We start from the raw sequence: 14,332 nt of genomic DNA on the forward strand, positions 1-14,332 counted from the left end.
GCCACTAGCGGAAATCGCGGCTGGGCACGTCCAGGCCGCTGAGCAGGGGCGTCAGGTCGACCAGTTGCTCGGCGATCATGTGGCGCACGCCGCTCTCGCTTTCCAGCCGGCCGCGCACCTGCAGCAACTGCGCTTGCAGGAAGACGCGGCGCTGGCGCTCGGCAACGTCGCGCCAGACCACGACGTTGACCAGGCCGAACTCGTCCTCGAGGGTGACGAAGGTGACGCCGCTGGCGGTCTGCGGCCGCTGCCGACCGATCACCAGCCCGGCGACGCTGAGTGGCCGGCCGTGCTCCAGGCCGGGCAGCTCGCGGGAGCTGCGGCAGCGCAACGCTTTCAACTGGCCGCGCAGCAGGCGCAGCGGGTGTGGGCCTAGGGTGGTGCCCAGGCTGGCGTAGTCGGTGAGCATTTCCTCGCCCAGGCTGGGCAACGGCAGGCTCACCGCGGCCTCCGCCATGGCGTCTTGGCCGGCGAACAGCGGTAGCTGCGGTTCCACCCCGGCCACGGCCCAGCGCGCCCGGTGGCGATGCCCGGCCAGGCCGCGCAGGGCGCCGGCGTCGGCCAGGCGCTCGCGGGCCGCGGCGTCCAGGCCGGCCCGGTAGCTGAGGTCCTCGACGCTTTCGAAAGCCCGCCGCTCGCGGGCCTGGACGATGCGCTGGGCCAACTCCTCGCGGAAGCCGCGGACCATGCGCAGCCCCAGGCGGATCGCCGGCTGTGCCTCGCCCTTATCCTCCAGGCTGCAGTCCCAGTGGCTGTAGCGCACGTCCACCGGCAGCACCTCGATGCCGTGGCGGCGGGCATCCTGCAGCACCTGGTCGGGGCTGTAGAAACCCATCGGCCAGCTGTTGACCAGGGCGCAGGCGAAGGCTGCCGGCTCGTGGCACTTCAGCCAACTGCTGGCATAGGTGAGCAGGGCGAAGCTGGCGGCATGGGATTCGGGGAAGCCGTAGCTGCCGAAGCCCTTTATCTGTTCGAAGATGCGCTTGATGTAGTCCTCGGTATAGCCCTTGGCGCTCATGCGTTCGAACAGCCGCTGGCGATGTGGCTCCAGGCCCCCGTGACGCTTCCAGGCGGCCATGCAGCGGCGCAGTTCGTCGGCCTCACCCGGGGTGTACTTGGCGGCGATGATCGCCAGTTGCATGACCTGCTCTTGGAACAGCGGGACACCGAGCGTGCGCTTGAAGACCGGGATGAGTTCTTCGTGCGGATACACGACCGGTTCTTCCTTGTTTCTGCGGCGCAGGTAAGGATGCACCATGTCACCCTGGATCGGCCCTGGGCGGACGATGGCGACTTCGATCACCAGGTCGTAGAAGTTCTCGGGCTTTAGCCGCGGCAACATGGCCATCTGCGCCCGGGATTCGATCTGGAACACCCCGATGGTGTCTGCACGGCTGATCATCGCGTAGGTTTCCGGGCAGTCCTGCGGCAGCTCGGCAAGGGTCCAGCGCTTGCCGCGATAGTCCGCGATCAGGTCGAAGCAGCGTCGCAACGCGCTGAGCATGCCCAGGGCAAGCACGTCGACTTTCAGCAGGCCTACCGCATCCAGGTCGTCCTTGTCCCATTGGATCAGGGTGCGTTCGGGCATGGCGGCATTTTCCACCGGCACCAGGGTTTCCAGGGGATGCTGGGAAATCACGAAACCACCCGGATGCTGCGACAGGTGGCGGGGAAAGCCGATCAGCTCGCGGGTCAGTGCCAGCACTCGGCGAAGCACCGGACTGTCCGGATCGAAACCACCTTCGCTCAGGCGATCCTGCGGCGGGTCTTCGTCGCTCCAGCGCCCGCAGCAGTCGGCCAGGGCATTTACCTGGTCGGGCGGTAGGCCCAAGGCCTTGGCTATGTCGCGAATTGCGCCGGCGCTGTGGTAGGTACTGACAACAGCAGTCAGCGCCGCGCGCGAGCGGCCATAGTGACGAAACACGTACTGGATGACCTCCTCGCGGCGTTCGTGCTCGAAGTCGACGTCGATATCCGGCGGCTCGTTGCGCTCGCGGGAGATGAAGCGTTCGAACAGCAGGGTACCCTGGGACGGATTCAGCTCGGTGATCCCCAGGGCGAAGCACACCGCGGAGTTGGCCGCCGAACCCCGGCCTTGGCAGAGGATGTGCTGACTGCGGGCAAAGGCGACTATGTCGTGGACAGTCAAGAAGTAGTTGTCGTAGCCGAGCTCGGCGATCAATGCCAGTTCGTATTCGATCTGTTTGCGCACCTCTGCTCCGCAGCCGCCTTCCGGCCAGCGGCGCAGCAGACCCTTTTCAGTCAGCTCACGCAGCCAGGTGGTAGGCGTATGCCCTGCGGGCACGAGTTCGCGAGGGTACTGATAGAGCTCGCGTAGCTGGCGGAGTTCGAAACTGCAACGCCCCGCGATCCGTAGCGTCTCCTCCAGCAACTGCGCCGGATACAGCTCGGCCAGCACTTCCCGCGGGCGCAAGTGGCGTTCGCCGTTGGGGAACAGGTGGGCGCCGGCCTCGCTGACCGGCAGGTGGTGACGGATGGCCGTCATGCAGTCCTGCAGGGCCCGGCGGCCGCGGCTGTGCATGTGCACGTCGCCGCAGGCCACGGCGGCGATGCCATGGCGGGCGGCCTGGGCCAGCAGGGCCTGCAGGCGGGCACTGTCGTCCGCGCCGCGGTGCAGCCCGACGCCCAGCCAGAGGCGTTGCGGGAAGCGTTCGCGCAGCCAGGCGCCATCCGTATCCGCTGCCGTGTCGGGCAGCCAGATCGCCAGCAGGCCTTCCAGGTCGGCTTCCAGGTCCTCGCGCAGCAGGCGGTAGCTGCCCTTGTCGGCGCGGCGCCGGGCGTGGGTGATGAGCCGGCAGAGGTTCTGGTAGCCGGCGAGGTTCTCGGCCAGCAGGACCAGCTTGGGGCCGGCCTCGATGCGCACCTCGCTGCCGACGATCAGCGCCAGCTCGAATGCCTTCGCCGCCTGCCAGGCGCGGACGATGCCGGCCAGGCTGCATTCGTCGGTGATGGCCAGGGCGCGGTAGCCCAGGCGTGCGGCGCGCTCGGAGAGTTCATGGGCGCTGGAGGCACCGCGCTGGAAGCTGAAGTTCGACAGGCAGTGCAGCTCGGCGTAGGCCGGGGTCATGCGAACCAGCCGTGGATCAGCCACGGCCCCTCGCTGCCGACCTCGCGGTAGACCCAGGCCTGCTGGCCGGCGCGGGTCTGCACCCGGTAGTAGTCGCGGCGCATGTCCGCGCCATCCCACCAGCCGGACTCGATGCGCTCCGGCCCGGCGAGCACCCGGGGCAGGCTTTCGCGCAGCGCCTGTGGCTGCCGCAGCAACCAGCCGGGGCGCGGCCCGCAGGGCGGCAGGGGGAGGGCGCGCGGGCTTTCCCGGGGTTGCCAGGCCTGTTCCGGGCGGTGCTCGGCGAGGGCCCCCAGGCCGTGCACGGCATCGTCGCCCAGGCGCGCGCGCAGGCGTTCGCGCAGCTGTTCCCAGGGCTGCGTCTGCTGCGGGCGCTCGTCGAACAGCTGGCGTAGCCCGGGGGCGAAGGGCGGCAGGTCGTCGGCCTGCAGGCGCACGGCCTGTACCGCGGCGGGCAGTTGCAGCTGTTCCAGGCGGCCGCGGCTCAGCTCGAAGAGCATGGCCGGCTCGCGCTCGGCGCTGAGCAGGCCGACCGGCATGCAGGTTTCGCCGCGGCCGTGGTGCTCCAGGTACAGCTCGAAGCGCTGCACGCCGCTGTCGCGCCCGGCGAGGAAGGCGGCGAGGTCGCCGGTCAGGCGGCGCAGGGGGAAGAGCAGGGCCTGGGTCGATTCGACGTCGAAATTCAGCTCGATGCGGCTCTCGAAGCGTTCCGGTGGCCGGTAGAAGTCCAGGGCCAGCGACCGCTGGCCGAGCAGGTTGTCGACCTGCCGCAGCAGTTCCGCCGGAAAACGCCGAGCCAGGCCGTCGCGGGGCATGGCGAGCAGTTGCTGCAGGCTGCGCAGGCCCATGCGCGCCAGGCTGGCCACGCTTTCCCGGGGTAGCCCGCAGCGCTCCAGGGGCAGGCGCCCGAGGACGCTGCGCAGGGCTTCCGGGTGTTCCACCACCAGGCCGTCACCGGCGTTGACCAGTACCCGCGCGGCCGCGGGGGTGGGCGCCACGCCGATGCGGTGGCTGAAGCCCAGGGCCCGCAGTTCCTCGCGCAGGCGGGCCTCGAAGCGTGGCCAGGGGCCGAACAGCGCCAGGCTGGAGGCGACCTCCAGCAGCAGCGCGCGCGGGTAGTGCTGGCTGACCTGGGAGCTGAAGCCGTAGGCCCAGGCGGCGAGCAGGTCCTGGCTGCGCTGGATGGCGGCCAGGTCGTACTCGGCGCAGTCGAAGTCGCGGCACAGGGCGCGTGCCGCGGTCAGCGACAGGCCGGGGCGCAGGCCGAGCCGGCGGGCCGCCGGGTTGACCGCCTGCAGCACGCGCCGTTGTGGCGGGCCGGCTAGCAGGGCGAGGGGCGCCTCGGGATCGCTGCGCTGGCGCAGGGCGGCGTCCATGGCCAGCTGTGGCAGGAGAATGCAGGCCCAGCGCATGGCGACCTCAGTGCAGGGCGGCCAGCGGCAGGGGGCTGGCCGGGGCCAGGCCGCCACGGCACTTGAGCACCCGCAGTTGCGCCGGGCGGGTTTCGACGGCCAGGCGCAGCGCGGCCGGCGAGGGGTTGTACGCCTCGCGCAGCGGGCGGAAGGCGAAGGCCAGGGTCTGGCCGCTTTCCGCCGCCACCTGCAGGCGGCGCAGGGCACGGTCGTCGGCCTGCTGCGGCCAGCACAGCACGGCGCCGCAGCAGCCCGAGCGCAGGCATTGCTCGGTCGCCCAGAGCGCATCGCGGCCACTGGCCTCGACCCAGGCCAGGTGCTGCAACTCGACGCCCGCCTCCAGCCAGGCGCGGGGATAGGGGATGTGCGGCGGCGCCACCAGCACCACGCGCTCGCCGGCCGCGCTCAGGCGCGCCAGGGTCGGCCAGAGCAACTGCAGCTCGCCGATACCCTCGGCGGCGTGGAGGATCTCGCTCAGCGCCGCCTCTGGCCAACCACCGCCCGGCAGCAGGGCGTCCAGCCGGGCATGGCCGGTGGGCTGGGCTGCGCTGGGCGTGGTGCCGGCCTGGCCCTTCCAGACGCGTCGCTGGTCGAGCAGCGCGCCCAGGTCTACGGCGACGCCCATGGTTGGCACCTGTGATGGGAAGAGGGGAGGTAGAGCAAGATGAAATCCCGAATACTGTATGAAGATACAGTATCTGGTCTCGCCCCCATCCGGTCAATACGACCGGTTCGCTACGCCGCGACGATCCGCCGGAAGACTGAGCCAGGTCAGCACGGGCTCTGTCGGCGCCCTTCAGAGTGCGTAGGATGGAGCCGACAGACGGTCGCCGAAGGTACCAGTGCTGACTTTTTGCCAGTATCGACCGAACTTGCCGGCGCCGCGGCGGTCTGACTAGCCGTTGCCCATCGCCGACGGGCCTGCGCCTCCGCTGGCGGGCGCGCAGCGTGGGCATTGTAAGCCGCACGCGGGCTCATTAGACTGCGCGCCATTCACACCCTCGTTCATGTCGAAGGACTTCCATGATCAAGAAATGTCTGTTCCCGGCTGCCGGCTACGGCACCCGCTTCCTCCCGGCCACCAAGGCCATGCCCAAGGAAATGCTGCCGATCGTCAACAAGCCGCTGATCCAGTACGGCGTCGAAGAGGCGCTGGAAGCCGGGCTGTCGGAGATCGGCATTGTCACCGGCCGCGGCAAGCGTTCGCTGGAAGACCATTTCGACATCAGCTACGAGCTGGAAACCCAGATCCGCAACACCGACAAGGAAAAGTACCTGGTCGGTATCCGCCGCCTGATCGACGAGTGCACCTTCTCCTACACCCGTCAGATCGAGATGAAGGGCCTGGGCCACGCCATCCTCACCGGTCGCCCGCTGATCGGCGACGAGCCCTTCGCCGTGGTCCTGGCCGACGACCTCTGCCTGAACCTGGAAGGCGACAGCGTCCTGAAGCAGATGGTCAAGCTGTACAACCAGTTCCGCTGCTCCATCGTGGCCATCCAGGAAGTGCCGCCGGAAGAGACCAACAAGTACGGTGTGATCGCCGGCGAGATGATCCGCGACGACATCTACCGCGTGAACAACATGGTCGAGAAGCCCAAGCCGGAAGAGGCGCCGTCGAACCTGGCGATCATCGGCCGCTACATCCTGACCCCGGACATCTTCGAGCTGATCGAGCAGACCGAGCCGGGCAAGGGTGGCGAGATCCAGATCACCGACGCCCTGATGAAGCAGGCCCAGGACGGCTGCGTGCTGGCCTACAAGTTCAAGGGCAAGCGCTTCGACTGCGGTAGCGCCGAGGGCTACATCGAGGCGACCAACTTCTGCTACGAGAACCTCTACAAGACCGGCAAGGCCTGGTAATCCCGGCGCGTTCCCGGTACGTCGAAGAAGCCACCTGCGGGTGGCTTCTTCGTTTCCGCCGTTCGCGTGGGCCGCACGCTTTCGGAGCGGGGGGCTGCCGTAGGGCGAATAACCGTTCGCGGTTATCCGCCGTTGCCTTGCGAAAGCGGCGGATAACGCTGGAGGCGTTATGCGCCCTACGGCTCGGCGTCTACAGCGACGATGGAATCGGCATTTCTTCCGAGCCCGGCCCCAGTGGTTGGCCGTAGCTGAACTCCACGTAATTTCCTGCAGGGTCACGAACGCCACAGTAATAACCGACGGGGTAGGGCTCCTGGCGCGGCGGCCAGATCAGGCAGCCGGCGCGTTCGGCCTCGGCGGCGATGGCATCGACCTTCTCGTGGCTGTCCACCGCGAAGCCGAAGTGGCTGTAGTCGTCGCTGGCCAGGTGGCGGGCCTCGCCGCCGGGCATGATGACGAAGATGAACTGGTGCTCCTTGCCCTGCTCGGCCATCCACACGATGCGCGAGCCCTTGCCCTCGCGCTGGTGGATCACGCGCATGCCGCAGAAGCGTTCGTAGAAGGCGATGCAGGCCTCCAGGTCCGGTACGTGCAGGGCCAGGTGGGTCAGGGACGGGCGCATGGCGGCTTCCTCCTGTGGGCTCTGCTGGCAGGATAGGCCAGCGGCGATGAGGTATGCTGCCGGGCATCTGCCAGTGGAGAACGACGATGGCTTTCGATTTCGACCTGTTCGTGATTGGTGCGGGTTCCGGCGGCGTGCGTGCCGCGCGGTTCGCCGCGGGGTTCGGCGCGCGCGTGGCGGTGGCCGAGAGCCGCTACCTGGGCGGCACCTGCGTGAACGTCGGTTGCGTGCCGAAGAAACTGCTGGTGTACGGCGCGCACTTCCACGAGGACTTCGAGCAGGCCGCCGGCTTCGGCTGGAGCCTGGGTGAGGCGCGCTTCGACTGGCCGACCCTGATCGCCAACAAGAACCGCGAGATCCACCGCCTCAACGGCATCTACCGCAACCTGCTGGTGAGCAGCGGGGTGACCCTGCTCGAAGGCCACGCGCGCCTGGTCGACGCCCATACCGTGGAAGTGGACGGCCAGCGCCTGCGCGCCGCCAACATCCTCATCGCCACCGGTGGCTGGCCCCAGGTGCCGGACATCCCCGGCAAGGAACACGTCATCACCTCCCAGGAGGCCTTCTTCCTGCCGCAGCTGCCGCGCCGGGTGCTGGTGGTGGGCGGCGGCTACATCGCCGTGGAGTTCGCCTCCATCTTCCATGGCCTGGGCGCGCAGACCACCCTGCTGTACCGCCGCGAGCTGTTCCTGCGCGGCTTCGACCGCAGCGTGCGCGAGCACCTGCGTGACGAGCTGACGAAGAAGGGCCTGGACCTGCAGTTCAACGCCGACATCGCGCGCATCGACAAGCAGGCCGACGGCAGCCTGCTGGCGACCCTCAGGGACGGCCGCCTGCTGGAGGCCGACTGCGTGTTCTACGCCACCGGCCGCCGGCCGATGCTCGACGGCCTGGGGCTGGAGAACGTCGAGGTGGCGCTGGACGACAAGGGGTTCGTCAAGGTCGATGAGGCCTACCGCACCAGCGAGCCGTCGATCCGCGCCATCGGCGACGTCATCGGCCGCGTGCAGCTGACCCCGGTGGCCCTGGCCGAGGGCATGGCGGTGGCCCGCCAGCTGTTCCGCCCCGAGGAATACCGGCCGGTGGACTACAAGCTGATCCCCACCGCGGTGTTCAGCCTGCCGAACATCGGCACCATCGGCCTCACCGAGGACGAGGCGCGCGCCGCCGGGCACCGGATCAAGCTGTTCGAGAGCCGCTTCCGCGCGCTCAAGCTGACCCTCACCGAATCCCAGGAAAAGACCCTGATGAAGCTGATCGTCGACGCCGACAGCGACCAGGTGCTGGGCTGCCACATGGTCGGCCCGGAGGCCGGCGAGATCCTCCAGGGCATCGCCGTGGCGCTCAAGGCCGGGGCCACCAAGCGGGTGTTCGACGAAACCATCGGCATCCACCCGACGGCGGCCGAGGAGTTCGTCACCCTGCGTACGCCGGTGGCCTGATCTCGTAGGATGGGTTGAGCTTGCGAAACCCATGTGGCCGTGGCGATGGGTATCGCTTCGCTCAACACCATCCTACGGTGGGGCTTCTCCTGCCATTTAGGCGGACTGTCTTGCGGCTTGCGCCGAGATGCTCTTCGTAGGAGCGAGCTTGCTCGCGAACCGCATGGCACCGCGTTTGTTCGCGAGCAAGCTCGCTCCTACAGGTTGCTGTGAAGCCTGGCATTCTCACCGGTAGGAGCGGATTCATCCGCGATTACGCTGGCAAGGCCGGCGTCTGGCTTATTGCGGATACATCGGACCGAACGGCTCAGCGCGACTGCACCACCTGCGCCGTGGCCGCCGCTTCCTGCTGGCGCTTGGCGTAGCGCTGGGCCAGCACTGCGCAGACCATCAGCTGGATCTGGTGGAAGAGCATCAGCGGCAGCAGGATCACGCCGATGCTGCCGGTGGCGAACAGCACCTGGGCCATGGGCACGCCGGTGGCCAGGCTCTTCTTCGAGCCGCAGAAGACGATGGTGATCTCGTCCTCCTTGTCGAAGCCCAGGCGCCGGCTGAGCTGGCTGGTGGCGAACAGGGCGAGCGCCAGCAGGATGCAGCACACCACCACCAGGCCGGCCAGCGCGGCCAGCGGCACCTGGTGCCACAGGCCCTGGATCACCGCGGCGCTGAAGGCGGTGTAGACCACCAGCAGGATCGAACCCTGGTCGACGTAGCGCAGCACCGGCTTGTGCCGGTCCACCCAGCCGCCGATCACGCCGCGCAGGGCCTGGCCGGCGATGAAGGGCACCAGCAGCTGCAGGGTGATCTTGCCGATGGCGTCCAGGGTGGAGACGCCGGTGTCGCCGTGCACGCCCAGCAGCAGCTGGACCAGCAGCGGGGTGAGGAAGATGCCGATCAGGCTGGACGCCGAGGCGCTGCATACCGCCGCCGGGATGTTGCCGCGGGCCAGCGAGGTGAAGGCGATGGACGACTGCACGGTGGCCGGCAGGGCGCACAGGTACAGCAGGCCCAGGTACAGGTCCGGGGTCACCAGCGGCGAGAGTACCGGCTTGAGCACCAGGCCGAGGATCGGGAAGAGGATGAAGGTGCAGGCGAACACCAGCAGGTGCAGGCGCCAGTGGGTGGCGCCGGCGATGATGGCCTGGCGCGACAGCTTGGCGCCGTGCAGGAAGAACAGCAGGCCGATGGCCAGGTTGGTGATCCAGCCGAAGGCGGTGGCCACCGGCCCCTGGCAGGGCAGCAGGCTGGCGATGGCCACGGTAGCGACCAGGGCCAGGGTGAAGTTGTCGGGGAGCAGACGTGGACGAGCCATGGCGATCATCTCGGGCAAGGTACGAAGAATGCGGTCGCCGCCTCTGACGGACGGATGACGGTTCCGACTCTATGCCCGTGCCGGCCTTCCGGCTAACGCGAGAAAGCCAGCCTGTATCGCTGAACGGACAGATTGCGCCGTCAGAAGCTGCTGAACGCCAATTCCACCGTCGCCACGCTGACCAGCGAGCGCATGCGCTCGGCCATCACCTCGCCACGCTGCTCCGGCATACCCGGTACGCGCAGGTCCACCTGCAGCCATTCGCCCGCCTGCACGGCATGCACTTCGGCCGGCAGCCAGCCCTGCAGGGCGAACAGGTTCAGCAGCTTGCACAGCACGTCGGCATCGGCCTCGGCGCGGATGGCGAAGTGCGCCTGGCGCGCCGCGTCGGCCGGGCGGCGGGTCCAGCCGTCGGGGCGCTCGCCGGGGCCGGCGTCGAGCAGGCTGGCGGGCAGGACGGCGGTGCGGGTGGGCAGGGAAACGGCTTGGTTCATGGCGGTGACCGGCAAGGCTGGGAGGTGGCTCATTGTCGGTGGCCCGGCCGGGTTTTGCTTTGCGAAATGAGCGGCGATGGAGATGGTTTGCGAATAGACTATGCGTGAACGCATGGATTGGAGAATAGATAATGTCGATCGAGCTGGATGCCTACGACAAGCGCATCCTCGCCCTGCTGCAGGAGGAGGCGACCCTCTCCACCGCCGAGATCGCCGAGCGCATCGGCCTGTCGCAGTCGCCGTGCTGGCGGCGTATCCAGCGCCTGAAGGAAGAAGGGGTGATCCGCCGCCAGGTGACCCTGCTGGACCGCAAGAAGATCGGCCTGAACACGCAGATCTTCGCCCAGGTGAAGCTGAACACCCACGGGCGCAACAACCTCACCGAGTTCGCCGCGGCCATCCGCGAGTTCCCCGAGGTGCTGGAGTGCCATGTGCTGATGGGCGCGGTGGACTTCATGCTGCGCATCGTCACCGAGGACATCGAGGCCTACGAGCGCTTCTTCTTCGAGCGCCTGTCGCAGGTGCCGGGCATCCAGGAGATCAACTCCATAGTCGCGCTGTCGGAGATCAAGTCGACCACCAGCCTGCCGCTGCCCGGGCGCTAGGGAAGGGTGCCGGCGTGGCCGGCACCGGGCGGGCTCAGGCGCCGCCGAGGAAGTCCATCTTGCCCAGCTCCACGCCGTTGTGGCGGAGGATGGCGTAGGTGGTGGTGACGTGGAAGTAGAAGTTGGCGTTGGCGAAGCCGAGCAGGAAGTCCAGGCCCTTGAAGTGCAGCTCGCGGCTCGGCGTCTTGATGTGGATCTCGCGGTTCTCGGCGCCTTCGAACTGCTCGGGCTTGAAGCCCTTGAGGTAGTCGATGGTCTTGGCGATGCGCGCCTGCAGGTCGGCGAAGCTCTGTTCCTCGTCGGCGTAGCTGGGAATCTCCACGCCGGCCAGGCGGGCGGCGCAGCCCTTGGCGGCGTCGCTGGCGATCTGTACCTGGCGCGTCAGCGGGAACATGTCCGGGGCCAGGCGGGCGTTCAGCAGCACCGTCGGGTCGATGGACCTGGCCTGGGCATAGGCTTCGGCCTTGGCCAGGATGGCCGAGAGGTTGCCGAGCGTGCGGATGAACACCGGAACGGAAATCTGGTAGATCGACAGGGACATGCGAGGTACTCCAGACAGGGGAAAAGAGGCCTGCGCGACAGGGTGCGCCCGCTGAGTCTACTGCCAGGCGCGACGGCCGTCGCCTGGCTTTCAGCGCCCGGCGACGCTGGCCGCGGTGCCGCAGCCCTGCAGGTCGATCTTGCCCACGTACGGGTTGCCCCAGCCCATCACGCAGCCGACCATCTGGTTGCGCTGGCGCTCCCAGGCTTCCACCGGGTACTGCTTGCTCCAGGCCTGGTACAGCTGGCGGTCCTGTCTGGACAGCCTCAGGCCGTAGCGGTCGCTCATGTAGAAGTAGGTGCGGGCGATCATCCCGCGGATCTGCGGGCGCGGCATGGCCTTCTTCGCCTTGAAGTCGATGACCATCGGGCAGGCGCCATACTGCGGCGCCTGCTGCGGCAGCCAGCCGTAGCCGAAGTTGTTGCGGTCGCCGTTGACCTCGCCGATGCTCGGCACCAGGTTGAACAGGTCGGCCTCGGCGCGCTGGTACACCGGGTCGTGCCGCGAGCAGTTGCTGCGCCCGCCGCTCTGCCAGCACTGGCGCTGGTGGCCGATGACCCAGGCCGGGACTATGTGCTCCCACTCGATGCGCCCGGCGCGCTTGGCGTTCTTGCGCGGCACGTAGCCGCAACTGGCCAGGTCGACGCGGTTGCCCTTGTAGCGGCAGCCGCAATAGAACTCCACCGACTGGCGGGCATAGAGCTTCCAGCCGATCTTCTTGGCTTCCTGGAAGGTGCGCGGGGCGGCGGCGGAGGCGGCCAGGGGCAGGACCGCAATCAAGAGGAGGAAGGCTGTGCGACGAATATTCATCAGAAACTTCTTTCAGAAATCGTCGCATCTTACTGATATGAAACGATCTGCCAATCGTGGCAATCGAATAGCAAGGGAAAGAGTGCGTAGGAAACTGGAGTTGTTAGACTGGGGGCATTTCCAGCCTAACCGGAGGTTCAGCCAGCATGACCAGCATGAAGAGCCGAGCGCTTTGCGGCCTGCTCGCCAGCCTGCTGGCCGGGGCGGCGCTGGCCGGCCAGCCGCCGGTGCGCAGCATCGAGCGCATCTACGTCAGCCCCGGCGCCAGTGGCAGCATCGGCAGCTCGTCGAGTGTGCAGCGCTATGACGGCTACGGTGGCGTGCAGGTTCCGCGCAGCTACGAACAGGGCTCCAGCCGGGTGATCATCGACAACAGCGGCGGTGGTACCAACGGTGGCATCCGCCAGAGCATCGAATACCCCAACGGCGTGCAATTCGACGTCACCCCGGGGACGACGCGCTCGAACGGGCAGCGGCAGTCGTATCCCTGAACGGGCGCCGTTCGCCGACGCTCGGGCTCAATCGTAGGGCGAATAACCGTTCGCGGTTATCCGCCGTTGGCCGAGGCACCGGTGCCCGATGGCGGCGGCGGATAACGCCGTAGGCGTTATGCGCCCTACGGATTGGCTCCGTGAGCGCGGGAAGCTCGACGTCAACCTGTAGGAGCGGGCCCTGCCCGCGATCGCGCGCAGGGCGCGCTCCTACAAGGGGCGCGGCGCTAACCGTAGGAGCGGACTCCGTCCGCGATGAGCCGCCTCAGGACTCCTTGCGCACCAGGCGCGACTTGCGCAGCCCGCCCTTGCAGTAGAAGGGGCCGGTATCGCCGCGCAGGTGGTAGAGGGTGGCGAGGAAGGCGGAGCTGGTGCGGCCGACCGCGAGGCTGCGGAGTTTCTGGTAGGCCCACAGCCAGTCCTGGGGGAGCGTCTTGCTCATGGACTCGTCCTTGATTCAGCGTGGTGGTGCGTAACTGCCCCAAGGACATTAGTGGCCGAACTCCTTCAGCGCAAGTCCGGCCGCTCTGCGGCAAGCCTTTGCGGCCTTTTGCCATCCCCGCGGCGGGGTAATGTTCAGGCCCCCGCCGCCTCGCTGCGGGCCTCCTCCACGTATTCCTTCAGCCAGCGCAGCACCTCCACCGCATCCCAGCGCGTGGGGTCGAACATGGCGTAGGCCTGGCCCTGGTAGCCCACCACGTCCAGCGGGCGGTGGTAGCCGGCGCGCTGCAGCAGTGCCTCGATCTCGGCGAAGCAGGTGTTGAAGTGGGTGCGGGAGAAGGGCGTCTTGCCCTCGGTGACCAGGCCCTCGAGGTGCAGTTCGGCGACCGCTTCGCTGACTTCCTCCACGCCCATGTGGTTCACGGTGTATTTCATCTGGCGGATGTCCACCATCGCTTTCGCTCCTGTTCGGGTCCTTGCCTGCCACCTGTTGCCAGGGTGCCTTTCGTCGATGACAGAAGGATAATCGAAAAATACTGTATGCATGAACAGTATTTTGTGGCTACCATGGTTTCCGCTGGCTCACTGAATCCATGGCCGCCGCGAAACCGGGCCCCGCCCCGCGGCGACGACGAAGAAGAGGAACGCGTGATGAAGCAAGTCAAAGCCCTGCTGGTGCTCACCCTCCTGGCCCTGCTCGCCGGTTGCGCCCAGCCGCAGGCCGAGGGGCCCAAGGCCAATGGCGCCTACCTGGTGATCGACGGCCGCGAGGCCTGGGCGGTGCTGGTGGCCGACGGCAAGCGGGTGGAGGAACACGGCATCGTGCGCGACGCCATCCGCGTGCCGCGCTCGCGCTCGGCGGTGGTGGCCAGCTATGTGATAGACACGCCCAACTGCGGCCGCCTGCAGACGCTGACCGAGGTGCACGACGACGGCACCGGCGCCACCCGCCTGCTGAGCGTGGGCGAGGAGGGCGGCGACCTGTCCGCCTGTCGCATCCGCGACGACCTCAGCCGTGCCTGGACGGCATTGGATTATTCAGGTTGACTCAAGGTTCTTCACGAAATTTTCACGCTTCGGGGGCGATGGTAGGCACATCGCTAAAGGACTAGCGCCCCAGTAAAGAACCCGCCACCGGCGGGTTTTTTATTGCCCGCGATTCCCCTGCGGCGCAAGGTCGGCTCGCGGCGGCGCGGCGGGCGGGCTAAGGT

15 protein-coding genes are annotated in these 14,332 nt (G+C 67.9%); 5 read left to right on the forward strand and 10 right to left on the reverse strand.

From position 1 onward, the window contains the following. Window positions 1-4: 4 nt before the first annotated feature. The 3 genes from PKO50_RS13270 to imuA are packed head-to-tail and all read right to left on the reverse strand — an operon-like array spanning window position 5 to window position 5,125. A complete protein-coding gene (locus PKO50_RS13270; protein ID WP_275630473.1) occupies window positions 5-3,088 on the reverse strand; it encodes an error-prone DNA polymerase in 3,084 nt (1,027 codons plus the stop codon). Next, window positions 3,085-4,500 (reverse strand): DNA polymerase Y family protein, encoded by a 1,416-nt coding sequence (locus PKO50_RS13275; protein WP_275629968.1) that lies wholly within the window; start codon window positions 4,498-4,500, stop codon window positions 3,085-3,087. The genes PKO50_RS13270 and PKO50_RS13275 overlap by 4 nt, the downstream gene beginning before the upstream one ends. A 7-nt stretch (window positions 4,501-4,507) precedes the next feature. After that, the gene (imuA, locus tag PKO50_RS13280) at window positions 4,508-5,125 is read right to left on the reverse strand and encodes a translesion DNA synthesis-associated protein ImuA (RefSeq protein WP_109933876.1); all 618 of its coding nucleotides are present in this window, start codon (window positions 5,123-5,125) and stop codon (window positions 4,508-4,510) included. 398 nt (window positions 5,126-5,523) lie between these two features. On the opposite strand from imuA, the gene galU reads away from it, so the two are divergent. Beyond that, window positions 5,524-6,363: a UTP--glucose-1-phosphate uridylyltransferase GalU gene (gene galU / locus PKO50_RS13285; protein WP_009619948.1), complete on the forward strand. Its 840-nt coding sequence runs from the start codon at window positions 5,524-5,526 to the stop codon at window positions 6,361-6,363. A gap of 190 nt (window positions 6,364-6,553) precedes the next feature. Here galU and PKO50_RS13290 read toward each other — a convergent pair whose 3' ends face one another. Continuing rightward, window positions 6,554-6,985: a VOC family protein gene (locus PKO50_RS13290; RefSeq protein ID WP_275629969.1), complete on the reverse strand. Its 432-nt coding sequence runs from the start codon at window positions 6,983-6,985 to the stop codon at window positions 6,554-6,556. A gap of 86 nt (window positions 6,986-7,071) precedes the next feature. Here PKO50_RS13290 and gorA point away from each other — a divergent pair, with 86 nt between their 5' ends. After that, window positions 7,072-8,427, forward strand: coding sequence for a glutathione-disulfide reductase (gene gorA / locus PKO50_RS13295; protein WP_275629970.1), 1,356 nt, complete (start codon window positions 7,072-7,074; stop codon window positions 8,425-8,427). A 307-nt stretch (window positions 8,428-8,734) separates the two neighbouring features. Here the strand turns inward: gorA and PKO50_RS13300 are convergent, their stop codons facing one another. Both PKO50_RS13300 and PKO50_RS13305 read right to left on the reverse strand, forming a co-directional pair. Next, the gene (locus PKO50_RS13300) at window positions 8,735-9,739 is read right to left on the reverse strand and encodes a bile acid:sodium symporter family protein (protein ID WP_275629971.1); all 1,005 of its coding nucleotides are present in this window, start codon (window positions 9,737-9,739) and stop codon (window positions 8,735-8,737) included. A 140-nt stretch (window positions 9,740-9,879) separates the two neighbouring features. Next, window positions 9,880-10,233: a hypothetical protein gene (locus PKO50_RS13305; RefSeq protein ID WP_109932282.1), complete on the reverse strand. Its 354-nt coding sequence runs from the start codon at window positions 10,231-10,233 to the stop codon at window positions 9,880-9,882. Between the two features lie 131 nt (window positions 10,234-10,364). Between PKO50_RS13305 and PKO50_RS13310 the strand changes: the two genes are divergently transcribed. Then, window positions 10,365-10,838, forward strand: a complete 474-nt coding sequence (locus tag PKO50_RS13310) for an Lrp/AsnC family transcriptional regulator (protein WP_109932287.1) — start codon at window positions 10,365-10,367, stop codon at window positions 10,836-10,838. 34 nt (window positions 10,839-10,872) lie between these two features. Here the strand turns inward: PKO50_RS13310 and PKO50_RS13315 are convergent, their stop codons facing one another. Together PKO50_RS13315 and PKO50_RS13320 are read right to left on the reverse strand one after the other, a co-directional pair. Further along, entirely contained in the window at window positions 10,873-11,379 is a 507-nt protein-coding gene (locus PKO50_RS13315) for a DUF1993 domain-containing protein (protein ID WP_109932289.1), read from the reverse strand. A gap of 90 nt (window positions 11,380-11,469) precedes the next feature. After that, window positions 11,470-12,189, reverse strand: a complete 720-nt coding sequence (locus tag PKO50_RS13320; RefSeq protein ID WP_109932291.1) for an endonuclease I family protein — start codon at window positions 12,187-12,189, stop codon at window positions 11,470-11,472. Window positions 12,190-12,335: 146 nt separating this feature from the next. Here PKO50_RS13320 and PKO50_RS13325 point away from each other — a divergent pair, with 146 nt between their 5' ends. Continuing rightward, window positions 12,336-12,680 (forward strand): hypothetical protein, encoded by a 345-nt coding sequence (locus tag PKO50_RS13325; RefSeq protein ID WP_109932293.1) that lies wholly within the window; start codon window positions 12,336-12,338, stop codon window positions 12,678-12,680. A gap of 265 nt (window positions 12,681-12,945) precedes the next feature. Here the strand turns inward: PKO50_RS13325 and PKO50_RS13330 are convergent, their stop codons facing one another. Beyond that, window positions 12,946-13,122: a hypothetical protein gene (locus PKO50_RS13330; protein WP_167364811.1), complete on the reverse strand. Its 177-nt coding sequence runs from the start codon at window positions 13,120-13,122 to the stop codon at window positions 12,946-12,948. A gap of 134 nt (window positions 13,123-13,256) precedes the next feature. After that, window positions 13,257-13,574 carry a transcriptional regulator gene (locus PKO50_RS13335; protein WP_089391338.1) on the reverse strand — a complete coding sequence of 106 codons (318 nt, stop codon included), beginning with the start codon at window positions 13,572-13,574 and terminating at the stop codon, window positions 13,257-13,259. Between the two features lie 198 nt (window positions 13,575-13,772). Here PKO50_RS13335 and PKO50_RS13340 point away from each other — a divergent pair, with 198 nt between their 5' ends. Then, window positions 13,773-14,168 carry a hypothetical protein gene (locus PKO50_RS13340; RefSeq protein WP_089391337.1) on the forward strand — a complete coding sequence of 132 codons (396 nt, stop codon included), beginning with the start codon at window positions 13,773-13,775 and terminating at the stop codon, window positions 14,166-14,168. Window positions 14,169-14,332: the final 164 nt, after the last annotated feature.

Origin of the sequence: Pseudomonas sp. 273 (assembly GCF_029201425.1) — a bacterium.
GTDB lineage: Bacteria > Pseudomonadota > Gammaproteobacteria > Pseudomonadales > Pseudomonadaceae > Pseudomonas > Pseudomonas delhiensis.

What these genes read in the sequence shown, in the direction of transcription:
- PKO50_RS13270 (WP_275630473.1), bottom strand. Translation starts at nt 3,088, where the DNA reads ATGACCCCGGCCTACGCCGAGCTGCACTGCCTGTCGAACTTCAGCTTC.
- PKO50_RS13275 (WP_275629968.1), bottom strand. Translation starts at nt 4,500, where the DNA reads ATGCGCTGGGCCTGCATTCTCCTGCCACAGCTGGCCATGGACGCCGCC.
- imuA (WP_109933876.1), bottom strand. Translation starts at nt 5,125, where the DNA reads ATGGGCGTCGCCGTAGACCTGGGCGCGCTGCTCGACCAGCGACGCGTC.
- galU (WP_009619948.1), top strand. Translation starts at nt 5,524, where the DNA reads ATGATCAAGAAATGTCTGTTCCCGGCTGCCGGCTACGGCACCCGCTTC.
- PKO50_RS13290 (WP_275629969.1), bottom strand. Translation starts at nt 6,985, where the DNA reads ATGCGCCCGTCCCTGACCCACCTGGCCCTGCACGTACCGGACCTGGAG.
- gorA (WP_275629970.1), top strand. Translation starts at nt 7,072, where the DNA reads ATGGCTTTCGATTTCGACCTGTTCGTGATTGGTGCGGGTTCCGGCGGC.
- PKO50_RS13300 (WP_275629971.1), bottom strand. Translation starts at nt 9,739, where the DNA reads ATGGCTCGTCCACGTCTGCTCCCCGACAACTTCACCCTGGCCCTGGTC.
- PKO50_RS13305 (WP_109932282.1), bottom strand. Translation starts at nt 10,233, where the DNA reads ATGAACCAAGCCGTTTCCCTGCCCACCCGCACCGCCGTCCTGCCCGCC.
- PKO50_RS13310 (WP_109932287.1), top strand. Translation starts at nt 10,365, where the DNA reads ATGTCGATCGAGCTGGATGCCTACGACAAGCGCATCCTCGCCCTGCTG.
- PKO50_RS13315 (WP_109932289.1), bottom strand. Translation starts at nt 11,379, where the DNA reads ATGTCCCTGTCGATCTACCAGATTTCCGTTCCGGTGTTCATCCGCACG.
- PKO50_RS13320 (WP_109932291.1), bottom strand. Translation starts at nt 12,189, where the DNA reads ATGAATATTCGTCGCACAGCCTTCCTCCTCTTGATTGCGGTCCTGCCC.
- PKO50_RS13325 (WP_109932293.1), top strand. Translation starts at nt 12,336, where the DNA reads ATGACCAGCATGAAGAGCCGAGCGCTTTGCGGCCTGCTCGCCAGCCTG.
- PKO50_RS13330 (WP_167364811.1), bottom strand. Translation starts at nt 13,122, where the DNA reads ATGAGCAAGACGCTCCCCCAGGACTGGCTGTGGGCCTACCAGAAACTC.
- PKO50_RS13335 (WP_089391338.1), bottom strand. Translation starts at nt 13,574, where the DNA reads ATGGTGGACATCCGCCAGATGAAATACACCGTGAACCACATGGGCGTG.
- PKO50_RS13340 (WP_089391337.1), top strand. Translation starts at nt 13,773, where the DNA reads ATGAAGCAAGTCAAAGCCCTGCTGGTGCTCACCCTCCTGGCCCTGCTC.